General features: G+C 61.2%; 11 protein-coding genes. 8 read left to right on the top strand and 3 right to left on the bottom strand.

Features of this window, described 5'->3' with window-relative positions; genetic code table 11:
* Window positions 1-52: 52 nt before the first annotated feature.
* The 3 genes from AOA61_RS14775 to aceE all read right to left on the bottom strand — a co-directional run bounded on the left by AOA61_RS14775 (window position 53) and on the right by aceE (window position 7,364).
* On the bottom strand, window positions 53-2,746 hold the full coding sequence (locus AOA61_RS14775; protein ID WP_099602032.1) for a bifunctional diguanylate cyclase/phosphodiesterase: 2,694 nt from the start codon (window positions 2,744-2,746) through the stop codon (window positions 53-55).
* A 302-nt stretch (window positions 2,747-3,048) separates the two neighbouring features.
* Window positions 3,049-4,707, bottom strand: coding sequence for a dihydrolipoyllysine-residue acetyltransferase (aceF, locus tag AOA61_RS14780; RefSeq protein ID WP_099602033.1), 1,659 nt, complete (start codon window positions 4,705-4,707; stop codon window positions 3,049-3,051).
* A gap of 11 nt (window positions 4,708-4,718) precedes the next feature.
* Window positions 4,719-7,364, bottom strand: coding sequence for a pyruvate dehydrogenase (acetyl-transferring), homodimeric type (gene aceE, locus AOA61_RS14785; RefSeq protein ID WP_099602034.1), 2,646 nt, complete (start codon window positions 7,362-7,364; stop codon window positions 4,719-4,721).
* 383 nt (window positions 7,365-7,747) lie between these two features.
* Between aceE and glnE the strand changes: the two genes are divergently transcribed.
* From glnE to AOA61_RS14825, 8 genes are read left to right on the top strand one after another with little or no spacing between them, the layout of a single operon-like run.
* Window positions 7,748-10,687, top strand: coding sequence for a bifunctional [glutamate--ammonia ligase]-adenylyl-L-tyrosine phosphorylase/[glutamate--ammonia-ligase] adenylyltransferase (gene glnE, locus AOA61_RS14790; protein ID WP_032890368.1), 2,940 nt, complete (start codon window positions 7,748-7,750; stop codon window positions 10,685-10,687).
* 54 nt (window positions 10,688-10,741) lie between these two features.
* Window positions 10,742-11,776 (top strand): lipopolysaccharide heptosyltransferase II, encoded by a 1,035-nt coding sequence (gene waaF, locus AOA61_RS14795; RefSeq protein WP_032890370.1) that lies wholly within the window; start codon window positions 10,742-10,744, stop codon window positions 11,774-11,776.
* A 1-nt stretch (window position 11,777) separates the two neighbouring features.
* Window positions 11,778-12,839 (top strand): lipopolysaccharide heptosyltransferase I, encoded by a 1,062-nt coding sequence (gene waaC, locus AOA61_RS14800; RefSeq protein ID WP_032890371.1) that lies wholly within the window; start codon window positions 11,778-11,780, stop codon window positions 12,837-12,839.
* Window positions 12,839-13,963, top strand: coding sequence for a glycosyltransferase family 4 protein (locus tag AOA61_RS14805; protein ID WP_032890373.1), 1,125 nt, complete (start codon window positions 12,839-12,841; stop codon window positions 13,961-13,963). Before waaC ends, AOA61_RS14805 begins: the two co-directional genes overlap by 1 nt.
* Window positions 13,960-14,766 (top strand): lipopolysaccharide core heptose(I) kinase RfaP, encoded by an 807-nt coding sequence (gene rfaP, locus AOA61_RS14810; protein ID WP_032890375.1) that lies wholly within the window; start codon window positions 13,960-13,962, stop codon window positions 14,764-14,766. The genes AOA61_RS14805 and rfaP overlap by 4 nt, the downstream gene beginning before the upstream one ends.
* Window positions 14,766-15,500, top strand: a complete 735-nt coding sequence (locus AOA61_RS14815) for a lipopolysaccharide kinase InaA family protein (RefSeq protein WP_032890377.1) — start codon at window positions 14,766-14,768, stop codon at window positions 15,498-15,500. Before rfaP ends, AOA61_RS14815 begins: the two co-directional genes overlap by 1 nt.
* A complete protein-coding gene (locus AOA61_RS14820) occupies window positions 15,497-16,249 on the top strand; it encodes a lipopolysaccharide kinase InaA family protein (protein ID WP_032890379.1) in 753 nt (250 codons plus the stop codon). Before AOA61_RS14815 ends, AOA61_RS14820 begins: the two co-directional genes overlap by 4 nt.
* Window positions 16,249-17,691 (top strand): lipopolysaccharide kinase InaA family protein, encoded by a 1,443-nt coding sequence (locus AOA61_RS14825; RefSeq protein ID WP_099602035.1) that lies wholly within the window; start codon window positions 16,249-16,251, stop codon window positions 17,689-17,691. The genes AOA61_RS14820 and AOA61_RS14825 overlap by 1 nt, the downstream gene beginning before the upstream one ends.
* Window positions 17,692-18,119 lie beyond the last annotated feature (428 nt).

The raw sequence follows: 18,119 nt of genomic DNA on the forward strand, positions 1-18,119 counted from the left end.
TTGAGTAAGGTAAGAATTCAGACAGCCAGTGTGCCCGAGTGTTACCGCGCTGTCAGGCGATTGGCCCGCGCGGGTAGCGTTTGAGCTTCTCAAGCAGCTCTGCGCCGGGGATTGGCCGGTCGAACAGGTAGCCCTGGCCCACGTCGCAGCGATGCCGACGCAGGAACGCCAGTTGCTCGGCGGTCTCGATGCCTTCGGCCACGACCTTGAGCTTGAGGTTGTGAGCCATGGCGATCACGGCCGAGGTGATTTCCATGTCGTCCTGGTTGTCCGGAATTTCATGGATAAAGCTGCGATCGATCTTAATGATGTCGATGGGGAATTTTTTCAGGTAGCTCAGCGACGAGTAACCGGTACCGAAGTCGTCCATGGCCAGGGTCAGGCCAAAACTCTTCAACTGATCCAGTTGCAGGCGCGTGTCTTCAGTGGCTTCCAGCAGCAGGCCTTCGGTCAGCTCCAGCTCCAGCAGGTTGGCCGGCAGCTCTTCTTCCTGGAGGATTGTGGCAATCGAGGCCACCAGGTCCGGGTCGGAGAACTGCTTGGGTGACAGGTTGATCGCCACCTGCAGGTTGCCCATGCCGGCGGCGCTCAGTTGCTTGCTCATGCGGCAGGCCTGGCGGGCGATCCATTTGCCGATGGGAATAATCAGACCCGTCTCTTCGGCCACGCTGATGAACTGATCGGGACGGATCATGCCCTTTTCCGGGTGATTCCAGCGCAGCAGCGCTTCCATGCCCAGCAACCGGCCGCTGCGCAGGCACAGCTTGGGCTGGTAGAACACGTCCAGTTCGTTCTGGGTCAGGGCGCGCCGCAGGTTATTTTCCACGAACAGCTTGTAGCTGGCCTCGGCGTTCAGCGCCTCTGTAAACACCTGAACCTGGTGTTTGCCGTTGGCCTTGGCCTTGTGCAGGGCCAGGCCGGCGTTGCGCATCAGGGTCTGCGGGTCGCGCCCGTGCAGCGGCGCGCAGGCCAGGCCCACGGAACCGGTGACGCTGATCAATTGGTTGTCGACGAACATCGGTTTGTCGAGCGTCGCCAGCAATTGGCTGGCGACCTGCTGGCCGCTTTCCAGGTCGGTGTCGTCCAGCAACACCGCAAACTCGTTACTGGCAAAGCGCGCCAGGCTGCCGCTGGCACTCAGGCTGTTGCGCAGGCGGCGGGCCAGGCTGATCAGCAGCTTGTCGCCGGTCTGGTGGCCAAGGCTGTCGTTGATGCGTTTGAAGTTGTCGATGTCTACCAGCAACAGGCTGATCGGGCTATCGCTGTCGCGTGCAAAGCGTTCATCGAGGTTGCGGATAAACGCCGGGCGGTTGCCCAGGTTGGTCAGGTTGTCGGTATACGCCAGACGCTCGATGCGCTGCTGGGCGAGCTTGGTCTGGGTGATGTCTTCGTAGATGCCGATGTAGTGCGTCAGCTCACGGTTGTCGCCATACACCTTGGAAATCGACAACTGGCCCCAGTAGGGTTCGAGGTTCTTGCGCCGGCTCTTGAACTCGCCCTGCCAGCTGTTGCTCTTGGCCAGGCTCGATGGGGCGTCGAACAGCAATTCGCTGAGGTTTTCCAGGGCGGGCAATTGCGCCAGGCGGTGGCCGTGGACTTCTTCGGCGCTGTACTGGGTGATCGCGGTGAAGCTGGGGTTGACGTACTCCACCACGCCGTCGCAATTGACCAGCAGAAAGGCGTTGGCGCTTTGCTCCACCGCACGCTGGAACAAATGCAGGGCGCTGGTGGCAGTACGGCGGTTGTGGTTGTTGATCACTTGCGCGAACTGGTCAGCGAGCTCGCCGGCGAACGCTATCTCGTCAGCCTGCCAGTCACGCGGGCTGCCGCACTGCTCCAGGCACAATACGCCGACCACTTGGCCGTCGACGCGGATGCTCGCATCGAGCATGGCGTGGATGTCTCTGTTGCGTAGATTCTCGGCCATTTCGCGGGTGCGCGGATCGCGCATGGCGTTGGTGGCGTCGATGGCGCGGCTGCTTTGCAAGGCTTCCAGATAATCCGGGAAGCGGCTGGCATCGATGGGTTCGGGCAGATGGTGCTGTTGGTTGTCGCGGTGGTAAGCCGAGATTGGCACCAGGCGCTGGTCTTCGAGGTTCCAGATGCTGGCGCAGTCGATCTGGTAGATATCGCAGGCGCTGCGCGTGATCAGCTCGGCGGCTTCCTGAAGCGAATTGTTGGCGGTGTAGCGCTGGCGGGCCAGCAACAGGATCAGTTCCTGCTGGGCGCGCACTCGCTCCAGGTGCTGCAATTGCTCCTGCTGGGCGCGCTGGTTCAGCTCCAGGGCGATTTGCAGGCGGCTGTTCTGGCTTTCCAGATCCTCGGTCGGGACGGGTAAGGGAAGCTCGCTGAACAGACCATCAACCACCATCAGGTAGCCGCGCAGCAGATGGCGATTGTGTTGTTTGTAGGCTTCGCCCATTTCCAGCAGGCTCAGAGGGCCGTCACTGGTGTGCAGGGTGTAGCGCACCAGGTAATGAGGGCTCTGGGTCAATTGCTGCTGGATGATGTCGTGTAGTTGATAGCGAGCCTGGGGTTCCATCAGGCTGGCGTAGGGCGTGCCGAGCAGGGCACACAACTCGACCGCAGGCAGGCCGAATTGGCGCTCGCAATTGGGGTCAAGGTACAGGAGAGCCCAGCTTGCCTCATTAAGCCGCTCGAAACGCAGCATACCGAGGCGCGAAGGCACCGGTAACTGCGTCACTACCTCGGCCGCCATACGGGCGACATCGGGTTGGCTTTTCATGGGGAGACTCACTTCAAAAAACGCGCACGGCGCAGGGCTCACGCCCTCTTTTTTTGTTGCCTGTGGCAAGGTTGCATCATGCGGCACAGACTGACAAGAGAGGATGAAGGCTAAGTGCTATAAGGGGGTTATCGGCCGGGCGAGGGATTTCTTCAATCGAGATGACAGAAGGTGTACAAACCTGTTCTGTCTGTATCGAAAAGCAAAAAAAGCCCCGCCAAATTGACGGGGTTGAGGTACGAGCGTGGCGCTCGGAAATCGGTGCAACCAAGTCTCCCCGGTGAAGGGAGACCTGATCTGGCTTACAGCAAGATGGTGCGGATGTCGTTCAGCAGCTGGCTCAGACGCTGGGTAAAGCGTGCAGCGGCCGCGCCGTTGATCACACGGTGATCGTAGGACAGCGACAGTGGCAGCATCAGCTTCGGCTGGAACGCTTTACCGTCCCAGACCGGCTGGATGGTTGCCTTGGAAACACCCAGGATCGCCACTTCCGGCGCGTTGACGATTGGCGTGAAGCCAGTGCCGCCAATGTGACCGAGGCTGGAGATCGTGAAGCAGGCGCCTTGCATGTCGTCTGCGGTCAGCTTCTTGTCGCGGGCCTTGGCAGCCAACGCAGCCGCTTCGGCAGCGAGTTGCAGCAGGCTCTTCTGGTCGACGTTCTTGATGACCGGTACCAGCAGGCCGTCAGGGGTGTCTACAGCGAAGCCCACGTTGACGTATTTCTTGCGAATGATCGCTTTGCCGCTTGGCGCCAGTGAGCTGTTGAAGTCCGGCAGTTCCTTGAGCAGGTGTGCACACGCCTTGAGCAGCAGTGGCAGCACGGTCAGTTTCACGCCAGCCTTCTCGGCCACGGCTTTCTGCGCAACGCGGAAAGCTTCCAGGTCGGTGATGTCGGCCTGGTCGAACTGGGTAACGTGCGGAATGTTCAGCCAGCTGCGGTGCAGGCTCGACGCGCCGATTTGCATCAGGCGAGTCATTGGCACTTCTTCGGTCTCGCCGAAGCGGCTGAAGTCCACGACCGGGATCGGTGGAATGCCTGAGCCGCCGGTAGCAGCGCCGGCAGCCGGAGCTTCCTTGGCTTTCTGCATCATGGCTTTGACGTAAACCTGCACATCTTCCTTCAGCACGCGGCCATGTGGGCCAGTGGCCGACACAGCGTTCAGCTCGACGCCGAATTCACGGGCCAGTTGGCGTACCGCCGGGCCAGCGTGAACCTTGGCACCGCTTGGCGCAGGTGCAGCAGCAGCTGGAGCCGGTGCGGCCTCGGCTTTTGCAGCAGGTGCGGGTGCAGGTGCAGCGGCCGGTGCAGCTTCAGCTTTGGCAGCAGCCGGAGCGGCGGCGGCGGGGGCTGGAGCGGCAGCCGGTGCGGCGCCTTGTACTTTCAGCTTGAGGATGAAGTCACCGGTGCCGACTTCGTCTTCCAGCTTGACTGCGATGCTTTCCACCACGCCGGCAGCCGGCGAAGGGATTTCCATGGAAGCCTTGTCGGATTCCAGGGTGATCAGCGATTGGTCGGCTTCGACGGTGTCGCCAACCTTGACCAACAGCTCGATGATCTTGGCCTTGCCCGACGAACCGATGTCCGGAACATGAATGTCCTGAACAGAGGCGGCGGCCGGTGCAGCAGCCGGGGCCGCAGGGGCCTCGGCTGCAGCGGCAGGCTTTTCAGCGGCAGGCGCTGGTGCAGCAGCGGCAGCAGGAGCTGCCGCAGGTGCAGCATCAGCGGCACCTTCGATTTCCAGCTCCAGCAGTTCGTCGCCTTCTTTCAGGCGGTCGCCCAGCTTCACTTTCAGGCTCTTGACCACGCCGGCCTTGGGAGCAGGGATTTCCATGCTCGCCTTGTCCGACTCCAGGGTCAGGATGCTCTGGTCGGCTTCGACTTTGTCGCCGACCTTCACAAACAGCTCGATTACTTCACCTTCACCGCTGCCGATGTCAGGTACGCGAATGAGTTCGCTCACAAAAAATCTCCTCAGCAGTCCAGTGGGTTGCGTTTTTCCGGGTTGATCCCGAACTTGACGATAGCGTCAGCCACCACCTTAGGTTCGATCTCACCACGGTCAGCCAAGGCTTCCAGGGCTGCCAACACCACGAAGTGACGGTCGACTTCGAAGAAGTGACGCAGCTTCTTACGGCTGTCACTGCGGCCGAAACCGTCGGTACCCAGGACTTTGAATTCCTTGGATGGGACCCACTGGCGAATTTGTTCAGCGAACAGCTTCATGTAGTCGGTAGAGGCAATGACTGGACCTTTACGGCCGGCCAGGCACTCTTCGACGTAGCTCTTCGCGGGTTTCTGACCAGGATGCAGGCGGTTGCTGCGCTCTACGGCCAGGCCGTCGCGACGCAGTTCGTTGAAGCTGGTAACGCTCCACACGTCGGCGCCGACGTTGAATTCGTCACGCAGGATCTTCGCTGCTTCACGCACTTCACGCAGGATGGTGCCGGAGCCCATCAGCTGTACGTGGTGCGCTGCTTCCTTGGTGTCTTCTTCGAGCAGGTACATGCCCTTGATGATGCCTTCCTCGACACCGGCCGGCATGACTGGCTGCTGGTAGGACTCGTTCATCACGGTGATGTAGTAGAAAACGTCCTGCTGCTCTTCGGTCATCTTCTTCATGCCGTCCTGGATGATCACCGCCAGCTCATAGCCGTAGGTTGGATCAAAGGTGCGGCAGTTCGGGATGGTGGCAGCCAGGATGTGGCTGTGACCGTCTTCGTGTTGCAGGCCTTCGCCGTTCAGCGTGGTCCGGCCGGCGGTGCCGCCGATCAGGAAGCCACGGGTACGGCTGTCGCCTGCTGCCCAAGCCAGGTCGCCGATACGCTGGAAGCCGAACATCGAGTAGAAGATGTAGAACGGCAGCATCGGTTGGTTGTGGCTGGAGTACGAAGTACCGGCAGCGATGAAGGAGCTCATGGCGCCCGCTTCGTTGATGCCTTCTTCGAGGATCTGGCCCTTCTTGTCTTCCTTGTAGAACATTACCTGGTCTTTATCGACTGGCTCATAGAGCTGGCCGACGGAGGAGTAGATGCCCAACTGACGGAACATGCCTTCCATACCGAAGGTACGGGCTTCGTCCGGGATAATCGGAACGATGCGTGGACCGATTTCCTTGTCCTTGACCAACTGCGCGAGGATCCGCACGAAGGCCATGGTGGTGGAAATTTCACGGTCGCCCGAACCGTCCAGGATGGCCTTGAGGGTGCTCAGGTCCGGGGTCGGTACGGAGAAACTGTTGGCGCGGCGCTGTGGTACGAAACCGCCCAGTGCAGTGCGGCGCTCGCTCAGGTAGCGGGCTTCGGCGCTGTTTGGCTCTGGCTTGAAGAACGGCAGGTTTTCCAGCTCTTCGTCCTTGACCGGGATGTCGAAGCGGTCGCGGAACAACTTCAGGCTGTCGACGTCGACTTTCTTGGTGTTGTGCGCAGTGTTCTTCGCTTCGCCAGCACCGGTGCCATAACCCTTGATGGTCTTGGCCAGAATGACGGTTGGTTGTTCTTTGTGGTTGACCGCTTCGTGGTACGCCGCGTAGACCTTGTACGGGTCGTGGCCGCCACGGTTGAGTTTCCAGATCTCGTCGTCGGACAGGTCTGCAACCATTGCCTTGAGTTCAGGCGTGTTGAAGAAGTGTTCACGTACGAACGCGCCGTCTTTGGCTTTGTAGTTCTGGTACTCGCCGTCGATGACTTCGTCCATGCGACGTTGCAGGATACCGTCAACGTCCTTGGCCAGCAGTGGGTCCCAGAAACGGCCCCAGATGACTTTGGTCACGTTCCACTGAGCACCGCGGAACACGCCTTCGAGTTCCTGGATGATCTTGCCGTTGCCGCGAACCGGGCCGTCGAGGCGCTGCAGGTTGCAGTTGATGACGAAGATCAGGTTGTCCAGCTTCTCGCGGCCGGCCAGGGAGATCGCGCCCAGGGATTCCGGCTCGTCGCACTCGCCGTCGCCCAGGAAGCACCAGACTTTCTGCTTGCCTTCAGGGATGAAACCACGGGCTTCCAGGTACTTCATGAAACGTGCCTGGTAGATCGCTTGAATTGGACCCAGACCCATGGAAACGGTCGGGAACTGCCAGAAATCAGGCATCAGCCAAGGGTGCGGGTAGGACGACAAGCCGCCACCGTCGACTTCCTGGCGGAAGTTGTTCATCTGGTCTTCGGTGATGCGACCTTCCATGAACGCGCGGGCATAAACGCCTGGCGAGGTGTGACCCTGGAAGTAGATCAGGTCGCCGCCGTGTTCGTCGGTCGGGGCCTGGAAGAAGTAGTTGAAGCCGATGTCATACAGGGTTGCGCTGGAAGCGAAGCTGGAGATGTGACCGCCCAGGTCCGAATCTTTCAAGTTCGTGCGCATTACCATCGCCATGGCGTTCCAACGTACCAGCGAGCGAATGCGGCGTTCCATGAACAGGTCGCCAGGCATGCGTGCTTCGTGGGTAACGGGGATGGTGTTGCGGTATGGCGTGGTGATGGCGTAGGGCAGTTGCGAGCCGCTGCGGGTCGCGAGTTCGCCCATACGGGTCATCAGGTAGTGAGCACGGTCTTCGCCTTCTTTGTCGAGAACCGATTCCAGGGCGTCCAGCCATTCCTGGGTTTCGACGGGATCGAGGTCTTGCATGGCTTGCTCCAGGGCGGAAAGGCTACCAGAATCGGTTGCCTGAAGTTTGCGACTGGCCTTGTGGGCAGACGACATAAATTCTTGGATGGCCGAAGGTTGCTTCGGCGTCCTGTAGTTTTACTACAAATCGTCGGCCATTTCAGCCTTTCGAATGTATATACGAGTAGTAAAACTACACAAGACCGAGCGTATGGCTCGGTCTGGCTGGTGAGCATAATCGTTATTGTTGATCTTTTGCGAACAAGAAAAGGTAGAAGTTTAATGTTGTCTGCCAAAAACTATAAATTTTCAGCTATTTATAACCTTTGTTCGACAGTCCTTCATCGAGCGTGCTTCTTGCGTTCGCAGCAACAAGCCCATTACGCGCCGATCAAGGATAGACCATGAGCCTTCCAATGCTGGCCGAATTGCCGGCCATTCTCCTCCCAATTGCCCAGCGGGCCGAGCAGTCATTTCGTGACGCAGTGGCCGCGCTGGACGACGATCATGGACTTTGTACGTGGACGCCGCAACGCTGGGCCGACTTCGCCCGGGTGTGCGCCGCCAGTGATTTCGTCATTGAACAGAGTGTTCGTGACCCTTTGATGTTGCTGGAGCTGGTGGCCTGGGGTGAGCTGGACCGCGGCTTTGCGCCGGGCGAGCTGTGCGGGCAAATTGCAGGCGCTGTGCAACAGGCCGAAACCGAAGACGAACTGGGCCGCGTATTGCGTCGCCAGCGCACGCGCCAGCAAGTACGGATTATTTGGCGCGACCTGACCCGTCAGGCTGATCTGGTGCAGACCTGTCGTGATCTGTCCGACATGGCTGACGCCTGCATCGACCAAGCCTACCAATGGCTGTACCAACGCCACTGCGTGCAGTTCGGCACGCCCACCGGCCGGCGCAGCGGCGAGCCGCAGCACATGGTCATCCTTGGCATGGGCAAGCTCGGCGCGGTGGAGCTGAACCTCTCGTCGGATATCGACCTGATCTTCGCCTACCCCGAAGGCGGCGAAACAGTGGGCGTGAAGCGTTCACTGGATAACCAGGAGTTCTTCATTCGCCTTGGTCAAAAACTGATCAAGGCCCTCGACCCCATGACCGTCGACGGTTTTGTGTTCCGCGTTGATATGCGCCTGCGTCCTTACGGTTCGGCCGGAGCGCTGGTGCTCAGTTTCAATGCGCTGGAGCAGTACTACCAGGATCAGGGCCGCGACTGGGAACGCTACGCCATGATCAAGGCGCGCGTAGTGGCAGGCGACCAGGTGGCCGGTGCGCAATTGCTCGATATGCTGCGACCGTTTGTGTACCGCCGCTACCTGGACTTCTCCGCCATCGAAGCGCTGCGCACCATGAAGCAGTTGATCCAGCAGGAAGTGCGGCGCAAAGGCATGGCCGACAATATCAAGCTCGGCTCGGGCGGTATCCGCGAGGTGGAATTCATCGCTCAGGCCTTCCAGTTGATTCACGGCGGTCGCGACCTCAGCCTGCAACAACGCCCGCTGCTCAAAGTGCTCGGTACCCTGGAGGGCCAGGGTTACCTGCCGCCGGCGGTGATCGCCGAGTTGCGCAATGGCTACGAATTCCTGCGCTACACCGAGCATGCCATCCAGGCAATAGCTGACCGCCAGACCCAAATGCTTCCGAGCACTCCGGAAGATCAGGCGCGCATTGCCTTTATGCTGGGCTTTGCCGACTGGGCCGCGTTCCATGAGCGCCTGATGCACTGGCGTGGCCGGGTGGACTGGCACTTCCGCCAAGTGATTGCCGACCCCGATGAAGAAGAGGGCGAAGAAAGCGAGTTGGTAGTGGGCGGTGAGTGGTTGCCGCTGTGGGAAGAGTCCCAGGATGAAGACGCCGCCTGCCGCCAATTGACCGAAGGCGGCTTCACTGACGCGCCCAGGGCGCTCAAGGCCCTGGCTGGTTTGCGCGGCAGCCCGCAGTTACGTGCGATGCAACGCCTCGGTCGCGAACGGCTGGATGCGTTTATCCCGCGCCTGTTGGCCCAGGCGGTCGAACACGCCAACCCGGACCTAGTGTTGGAGCGCGTGCTGCCGCTGGTGGAGGCCGTCGCCCGTCGCTCCGCTTACCTGGTGCTGCTCACGGAAAACCCCGACGCCCTGCGCCGCCTGTTGACCCTGTGCGCCGCCAGCCCGTGGATTGCTGAGCAGATCACCCGTTTCCCGCTGTTGCTGGACGAGTTGCTCAACGAAGGCCGCCTGTTCAAGCCGCCGCTGGCGCCGGAGTTGGCCGCCGAATTGCGCGAGCGCCTTACGCGTATCCCCGAGGACGACCTTGAGCAGCAGATGGAAGCGCTGCGTCACTTCAAGCTCGCCCACCGCCTACGCGTGGCCGCTTCGGAAATCGCCGGCAGCCTGCCGTTGATGAAAGTCAGCGACTACCTGACCTGGCTCGCCGAAGCCATCCTCGAACAAGTGCTGGCCCTGGCCTGGCGCCAGACCGTGGCGCGCCACGGCTCGCCGCAGCGTCTGGACGGCACCCTGTGCGATCCTGGGTTCATTATTGTCGGTTATGGGAAAGTCGGCGGGATCGAACTGGGGCATGGTTCGGACCTGGATCTGGTGTTTATCCATGATGGCGATCCGCAGGCCGAAACCGATGGCGCCAAGCCGATTGACGGCGCGCAGTTCTTCACGCGCCTGGGCCAGCGCATCATTCACCTGCTGACCACCCAGACCAACTCCGGTCAGTTGTACGAAGTGGATATGCGCCTGCGACCTTCCGGTGCGTCCGGTTTGCTGGTCAGTTCGCTGGGTGCATTTGATCGCTATCAACAAAATGAAGCGTGGACCTGGGAGCATCAGGCCCTGATCCGCGCGCGGGTGCTGGTTGGCAGTCAGGATGTGGGCCGTGCGTTCGAGCAGGTACGGGCTAAAGTGTTGGGGCGTGAGCGGGATCTGGCGAAACTGCGCCAGGAGGTCAGCGAGATGCGCACCAAGATGCGTGACAACCTGGGCACCAAGGCCACCACAGCCGGTACCGGCGCCAATGCCTTCGACGCCGCGGCCGTGTTCGACCTCAAGCAGGACGCCGGAGGTATCGTCGATATTGAATTTATGGTGCAATACGCGGCTTTGGCGTGGTCTGCCCAGCACCCATCGTTGCTGCGCTACACCGACAATATCCGCATTCTGGAAGGCCTGGAGCAGGTGGGGTTGATGCCCGCCGCCGATGCCCACCTGCTGCGCGAGGTGTATAAGGCCTACCGTTCCGCTGCGCATCGCCAGGCCTTGCAAAACGAGGCCGGTACGGTGGCTGGGGATCAGTTCGCCGACGAACGGCGACAGGTGATGCGCATCTGGCAGGAGCTGGGGTTGAGCTGAAACACTATTAGGGCGGGGAGGCATAAGCCTCCCCGCATCGTTTGTGGAAACTACATGAATATTCTGATCGTTGGGCCCAGTTGGGTCGGTGACATGGTGATGGCACAGACACTGTTCCAGTGCTTGCGCCAGCGCCACCCAGACTGCCAGATCGACGTGCTCGCTCCTGAGTGGAGCCGGCCGATCCTTGAGCGCATGCCCGAAGTGCGCAACGCCTTGAGCTTCCCGCTCGGCCACGGCGCCCTGGAGCTGGCAACCCGCCGTCGCATCGGCAAATCCCTGGCCGGCCAGTATGACCAGGCGATCCTGTTGCCCAACTCGCTGAAGTCGGCGCTGGTGCCGTTTTTTGCTGGCATCCCCAAGCGCACCGGCTGGCGCGGTGAGTTTCGCTACGTATTGCTTAACGATGTGCGCACGTTGGATAAGGCGCGCTATCCGCTGATGATCGAACGCTTCATGGCGTTGGCATATGAGCCAGGCGCGGAGCTGCCCAAGCCGTACCCGCGCCCGAGCCTGCAGATCGACCCAGTAACCCGCGACGCGGCCCTGGCCAAGTTCGGCCTGACGCTGGATCGCCCGGTGCTTGCCCTGTGCCCTGGCGCCGAGTTTGGCGAGTCCAAGCGCTGGCCGGCGGAGCACTACGCCAAAGTCGCTGAGATGAAGATTCGCGAAGGCTGGCAGGTGTGGTTGTTCGGCTCGAAAAAAGATCATCCGGTGGGTGAAGAGATTCGACAGCGCCTGATTCCTGGCCTGCGCGAAGAGTCGGTGAACCTGAGTGGCGACACGTCGCTGGCCGAGGCGATTGACCTGCTGTCTTGCGCGGATTCGGTGGTGTCCAACGACTCCGGCCTGATGCACGTGGCCGCAGCGCTGAACCGCCCATTGGTGGCGGTGTACGGTTCGACGTCTCCAGGGTTTACCCCGCCCCTGGCCGACAAGGTTGAAGTGGTGCGCCTGGGCCTGGAATGCAGCCCGTGCTTTGACCGTACTTGCCGTTTCGGCCACTACAACTGCATGCGCCAGTTGCTGCCACAGCCGGTGAACGAGGCTTTGCAGCGGTTGCAGGGCACTGCGGTCGAGGTTCACTGAGTTGCGGGTACTGGTAATCAAGACCTCATCCCTGGGCGACGTGATTCATGCGTTGCCGGCACTCACCGACGCGGCGCGCGCGATCCCCGGCATTCAATTCGACTGGGTGGTGGAAGAAGGCTTCGCCGAGATCCCGACCTGGCACCCGGCCGTAGACAAAGTAATCCCGGTGGCGATCCGCCGCTGGCGCAAGAACCTCTGGCAGACCATAAAAAGCGGTGAGTGGCGGCGTTTCAAGCAGCAGATCCAGTCGACCAAATACGACCTGGTGATCGACGCCCAAGGCCTGCTCAAAAGTGCTTGGTTGACCCGCTATGTGCGTGCTCCGGTAGCGGGCTTCGATAAGAACTCCGCCCGTGAACCCATTGCGGCGCGCTTCTACTCGCGACGCCTGGCCGTGGCCCGTGGGCAACACGCGGTGGAGCGTCTGCGCCAGCTGTTCGCCGTGGCGCTGGGTTATGACTTGCCCAAAGGCTTGGGCGACTACGGCCTGAGCACCGAAAAACTGCTCGGCCTGCCGCCGAAAAAACCGTTTGTGCTGCTGTTGCACGGCACCACCTGGGACACTAAACACTGGCCCGAAGCCTATTGGCGCGAGCTGGCTGAGCGCATGGGCCGCTTGGGTGTGGACGTGAAATTACCTTGGGGCAATGCCGCCGAAAAAGCCCGCGCCGAACGCCTGGCCCAAGGCCTGGGCAACGCCGAAGTGCTGCCCAAACTCAACCTGGCCGGCGTCGCTCGGGTATTGGCTGGCGCCCGTGCCTGCGTCGCGGTGGACACCGGTCTCGGCCACTTGGCTGCCGCGTTGGACGTGCCGACCATTTCCCTGTTCGGCCCCACCAACCCCGGCCTGACCGGCGCTTACGGCAAGGGCCAGATTCACTTGGGCAGCGACTGGTCGTGCGCACCGTGTCTGCAAAAGCAATGTACCTATCAACCCACGGCCGACGACCTGCGTCGGTTCGACATCAAGCGCGAGTCGCCCCTGTGCTTTACGCGCCTGAACCCTGAGCGTGTGGCAAGCCGGCTGAGCACGTTGTTATTGGCTGAGGAGCTGCACTGATGCAACTGGCTTTTGTTCTGTACAAATACTTCCCCTTCGGTGGCCTGCAGCGCGACTTCATGCGCATCGCCCTGGAGTGCCAGCAGCGCGGCCATCAGATTCGTGTCTACACGCTGATCTGGGAAGGCGACATCCCGCCCGGCTTCGAAGTGCTGGTGGCGCCGGTCAAGGCGTTCTTCAACCATAAGCGCAACGAAAAGCTCAGTGCGTGGATGGAGGCCGACCTCGCCAAGCGCCCGGTGGACCGCCTGATCGGCTTCAACAAGATGCCAGGCCTGGACGTGTACTACGCCGCCGATGGCTGCTTTGAAGACAAGGCGCAAAACCTGCGCCATTCGCTGTACCGCAGCTTTGGTCGCTACAAGCACTTTGCCGAATACGAGCGTGCGGTGTTCGCCAAGGACGCCAAGACTGAAGTCCTGATGATCTCCGAGGTGCAGCAGCCGCTGTTCATCAAGCATTACGACACCCCGCTGGAACGCTTCCATCTGCTGCCGCCGGGCATTGCCCAGGACCGTCGCGCGCCGCCGAACGCGGCTGAAATCCGCGAAGGTTTCCGTAAGGAATTCAACCTCGGCGATGACGACCTGCTGCTGGTGCAGATCGGCTCTGGATTCAAGACCAAGGGCGTCGACCGCAGCCTGAAAGCCTTGGCCGCGTTGCCCTCTGAACTGAAGAAACGTACGCGCCTGTTTGTAATCGGCCAGGACGACCCCAAAGTATTCCAACTGCAAAGCGCCACTCTTGGGCTGGGCGACAACGTGCAGTTCCTCAAGGGGCGCAGCGATATCCCGCGTTTCCTGCTGGGCGCCGACCTGCTGATCCACCCGGCGTACAACGAAAACACCGGCACCGTATTGCTCGAAGCCCTGGTGGCCGGGTTGCCGGTGCTGGTTTCTGCCGTGTGTGGCTATGCGCACTACATCGCTGAAGCCGACAGTGGGCTGGTGCTGGACGAGCCCTTTGAACAGGCTCAGTTGAACCAGTACCTGGCGCAAATGTTGACCGATTCTGCACAGCGCGCGGCCTGGGGCCGCAATGGGTTGGCCTTCGCCGAGACGGCCGACCTCTACAGCATGCCGCAGCACGCTGCGGATGTGATTCTGGCGGAGCCAAAACGATGAAGTTGATTCTTGCCGAACCGTTCAAGACGTTATGGGCCGGGCGTGATGCTTTCGCCGAAGTCGAGAAACTGCAAGGCCAGGTATTCCGTGAACTGGCAGCGCGTCGCACGCTGCGCACCGAGGTGGATGGCCGCCCGTATTTCGTGAAGATTCATCGCGGTATTGGCTGGGCAGAAATCTTCAAGAACCTGATCACCGCCAAGTTGCCGGTACTGGGCGCCGGCCTGGAATGGGATGCCATTCACCGCTTGCAGGAGATCGGCGTACCGACCATGACCGGCGTGGCCTTCGGCGAAAAAGGCAGCAACCCGGCGGACCAACACTCGTTCATCATCACCGAAGAACTGGCGCCGACCCTCAGCCTTGAAGACGTGACCCTCAACTGGGCCGCCGAGCCGCCCGCACCTGCCTTGCGTCACGCCCTCACCGCAGAGCTGGCGCGCATGGTCGGCGACATGCACCGGGGCGGCGTGAACCATCGCGACTGCTACCTGTGCCACTTCCTGCTGGACACGTCCAAGCCGATCGACGCGCGTGACATCAAACTCTCGGTGATCGACCTGCACCGCGCCCAAATGCGGGCCCATTTGCCGCTGCGCTGGCGCGACAAGGACCTGTCGGCACTGTATTACTCAGCGCTGGACATCGGCCTGACCCGTCGCGACAAACTGCGCTTCCTCAAGGGCTATTTCCGCCAGCCGCTGCGCCAGATCCTGACCGAGCAATCGGCGTCCCTGAGCCTGATGCAGCGCAAGGCCGACAAGCTGTACGCACGCAAGCAACGCTACGGGGATGCGATCTGATGGCGGGTTGGAACCTGGAACCTGCTTATGCCGCCCTGGCGGATGATTTTGGAAGCCTCGACGCGGTGTTCGCCCTGCAAGGCGAGCGGCTGACCCGCGATCCGTTATCGGAAGTGATCCGGGTGCAGCGCGGCGGGGTCAATTACTACGTCAAGCGCTACACCGGCGCCGGCAAGGGCCTGCGGCGTTATCTGGGCAAGCCGCGGGTAAAGTCCGAATGGCAGAACCTCAAGCGCTTCGCCAAGTGGGGCATTCCCACCGCCGATGTGGTGGCTTGGGGCCTGGAGCGCAGTGGCCTGGCCTACGACCGTGGTGCGATGATCACTCGTGAGTTGCCTAATACCGAAGATCTTTCGGTGGTGGCCGAGCGTAAAGATGCGCGCCTGCGCGACCCCAAGTGGGTCGATGTCGTCAGCCGCCAACTCGCCGAGTACACGCGCACGATGCACGACCAGCGCTTTACCCATAACGATTTGAAGTGGCGCAACCTGCTGATCGACGACCAGCAGACCCTGTACCTGATCGATTGCCCCAACGGCGATTTCTGGCGCGGTTTCTGGCTCAAGTACCGCATCACCAAGGACTTGGCCTGCCTCGACAAGGTGGCTAAGTATCACCTGTCGGCTACCCAGCGTCTGCGTTTCTACATGCAGTACCGTGGGTGTCGGCACCTGAGCGATTCGGACAAGCGGCGGATCCGCCACGTAGTGAAGTTTTTCGAGGGACGCGAATGAGTGATTTTCTGGCGGCTGAAGACCGTGCCTTGCTGGAGCGCCACGGCCTCGCGACATTCGACGCGCTGTGGGCCAAGCAACTGGACGCGGTGGACGAGCCCAACACCAGCCGTGGCGGCTGGAGTAGCGTGTTTCGTCTGGAGCTCGATGGCCACGGGTATTACCTAAAGCGCCAGAGCAACTACCTCACGCGCAGCTTGCACCGACCGCTGGGCGAGCCGAGTTTCTCTCGTGAGTTTCGCAATATCAGTCGTTACCGCTCGCTGGGTATCCCGGCTTTGCAGGCGGCGTTTTACGGGGAGCGCAAGGTCGCCGGTGAACACCGCGCAATGCTGCTGACCCGCGCCCTCGACGGCTGGAATGACTTGGATTCATTGCTGGAGCAGTGGCCGCAACTGAGCGACGCCCAGCACCGCGCGATCCTGCTGGCGTGCGGCCAATTGGCGCGCCGGTTGCACAGCCTCGGCCAGGTCCATGGCTGCTTTTACCCCAAGCATATTTTCCTGCAGGCGACCGGCGACGGTTATGCCGCGCAGTTGATCGACCTGGAAAAAACCCGCCCGTTGCTGTTCGGCTGGCGTGATCGGGTCAAAGACCTGGAACCGTTGTTGCGTCGTGCACGGCAGTGGTCGGACGTGCAGGTGCGTCAACTGCTGGCGGCCTACCTCGATCAGCCCGAAGACAGCGCGCTGGTCGCGACCTGGCTGCAACGCCTGACGGTTCGGCGTAGCCACAAGGAGAACCGCTGATGCGCCTGTCCGAGCTGAAAAGCGCCGGCCGCACACCGAGCCTGCCCCTGACCCTTGACCTGGCGGATGCCGCTGGCCCCGGCCAACTGCAACTGCTGAGCCTTTTGCGCGTGTTACCGGGCGAGCGTTACGTGGGCGCGGCAGTCTGGCGCGGGCGTCCGGTGCTGGCCAAGTTATTGGTGGGCAGCAAGGCCGCGCGGCACTTTCAGCGTGAACTGAATGGCGTACGACTACTGGCCGAACAAGGCCTGACCACGCCGCTGTTGCTCGCCGATGGCCTGCAGGAAGGCGAAGGCGGCTGGCTGCTGTTTGAATTTATCGAAGGCGCCGAAAGCCTGGCCGATGCCTGGCATGCCGTCGAAGGCCTGCCACCGTTGGCTGACGAGCAAACCGCCGTGCTCGCCGAAGCACTGGGCGCGATTGCCCAGATGCACACCAAAGGCTTGTGGCAGGAAGACCTGCACCTGGACAACCTGCTGCGCCAGGACGGCAAGCTGTACCTGATCGACGGTGCCGGTATCCGCGTCGAAGAGGCCGGCAAGCCGCTGTCGCGTAACCGCGTGCTGGAAAACCTCGGCGTGTTTTTCGCCCAGTTGCCGAAAAACCTTGAGCCGTTTACCGAAGAGTTGCTGGTGTATTACCTGCTGAGCAACGGCGAACACGCCTTGCCGCTGGAAGCCCTGGAGAAGCAGGTGCGCAAGGTCAGCGCTTGGCGCTTGAAGGACTTTTTGAACAAGGTCGGCCGCGAATGCACGTTGTTCAGCGTGGTACGCGGCGCCTTTGGCTTGCGCGCGATTCGTCGCGAAGAAGAGGCCGCGATGCTGCCGGTGCTGGAACAGGCCGATGCGCTGCTCGATCAGGGCCACTTGTACAAGACCGGTGGTGCCGCGAGCGTGGCCAAGGTCGAGGTAGCCGGTCGCCCGCTGGTTATCAAGCGCTACAACATCAAGGGCTTTGCCCACTGGCTCAAGCGCTTCTGGCGCCCAAGTCGGGCCTGGCATTCCTGGCGCGAAGGCAATCGCCTGGCGTTCCTTGGTATCGCCACGCCGAAGCCTTTGGCTGTGTTGGAAAAGCGCTTTTTGTGGCTGCGCAGTCGGGCTTATCTGATCACCGAATACCTGCCGGGCCCGGACATCATCGAGCGTTTCGCGCCCTATATTGAACACGGTGATGCACCGGAAGGTGAGCTGCTGGCACTCGACAAGCTGTTTGCCGAACTGATCCGCGAACGCATCAGCCATGGCGATTTCAAGGGCCATAACCTGTTCTGGGACAAGGACCGCTGGTCGCTGATCGACCTCGATGCAATGTGCCAACACACCTCCGCCGCCAGCTTCGCCACGGCATACGCGAAGGATCGTGCGCGGTTTATGCGTAATTGGCCGCAGGACAGTGCGTTGTACAAACTGATTGATCAGCGACTGCCCAAAACCATCGACTGAACACGTGCTTCCCGTGGTGAGCGGTCTTCCTGTGGTGAGCGGGCTTGTCCCGCGCTGGGCTGCGCAGCAGGCCCACTAGAAGCACCGCAATGCTTCAGGTAAATCGCAGCGGCTGGTTTTGGAGCCGCTGCGCAGCCCAGCGCGGGGCAAGCCCGCTCACCACAGTTATGGTGCTCTCCTTAAGTGTTGTGTCAGCAAAGGTGCTTGGGCATTTGTGAGTGAAGAACGACAGCGCTTTACACGTGGTGAGCGGTCTTCCTGTGGTGAGCGGGCTTGCCCCGCGCTGGGCTGCGTAGCAGCCCCACTAGAAGCACCGCAATGCTTCAGGTAAATCGCAGCGGCTGGTTTTGGGGCCGCTGCGCAGCCCAGCGCGGGGCAAGCCCGCTCACCACAGTTATGGTGCTCTCCTTAAGTGTTGTGTCAGCAAA

The sequence above is a fragment of the Pseudomonas sp. 2995-1 genome, assembly GCF_002742505.1.
GTDB lineage: Bacteria > Pseudomonadota > Gammaproteobacteria > Pseudomonadales > Pseudomonadaceae > Aquipseudomonas > Aquipseudomonas sivasensis.

Bases quoted from the DNA above. Each gene is read 5' to 3' on its own strand.
- AOA61_RS14775 (WP_099602032.1), bottom strand. From the start codon at position 2,746: ATGAAAAGCCAACCCGATGTCGCCCGTATGGCGGCCGAGGTAGTGACG.
- aceE (WP_099602034.1), bottom strand. From the start codon at position 7,364: ATGCAAGACCTCGATCCCGTCGAAACCCAGGAATGGCTGGACGCCCTG.
- glnE (WP_032890368.1), top strand. From the start codon at position 7,748: ATGAGCCTTCCAATGCTGGCCGAATTGCCGGCCATTCTCCTCCCAATT.
- waaF (WP_032890370.1), top strand. From the start codon at position 10,742: ATGAATATTCTGATCGTTGGGCCCAGTTGGGTCGGTGACATGGTGATG.
- AOA61_RS14805 (WP_032890373.1), top strand. From the start codon at position 12,839: ATGCAACTGGCTTTTGTTCTGTACAAATACTTCCCCTTCGGTGGCCTG.
- rfaP (WP_032890375.1), top strand. From the start codon at position 13,960: ATGAAGTTGATTCTTGCCGAACCGTTCAAGACGTTATGGGCCGGGCGT.
- AOA61_RS14815 (WP_032890377.1), top strand. From the start codon at position 14,766: ATGGCGGGTTGGAACCTGGAACCTGCTTATGCCGCCCTGGCGGATGAT.
- AOA61_RS14820 (WP_032890379.1), top strand. From the start codon at position 15,497: ATGAGTGATTTTCTGGCGGCTGAAGACCGTGCCTTGCTGGAGCGCCAC.
- AOA61_RS14825 (WP_099602035.1), top strand. From the start codon at position 16,249: ATGCGCCTGTCCGAGCTGAAAAGCGCCGGCCGCACACCGAGCCTGCCC.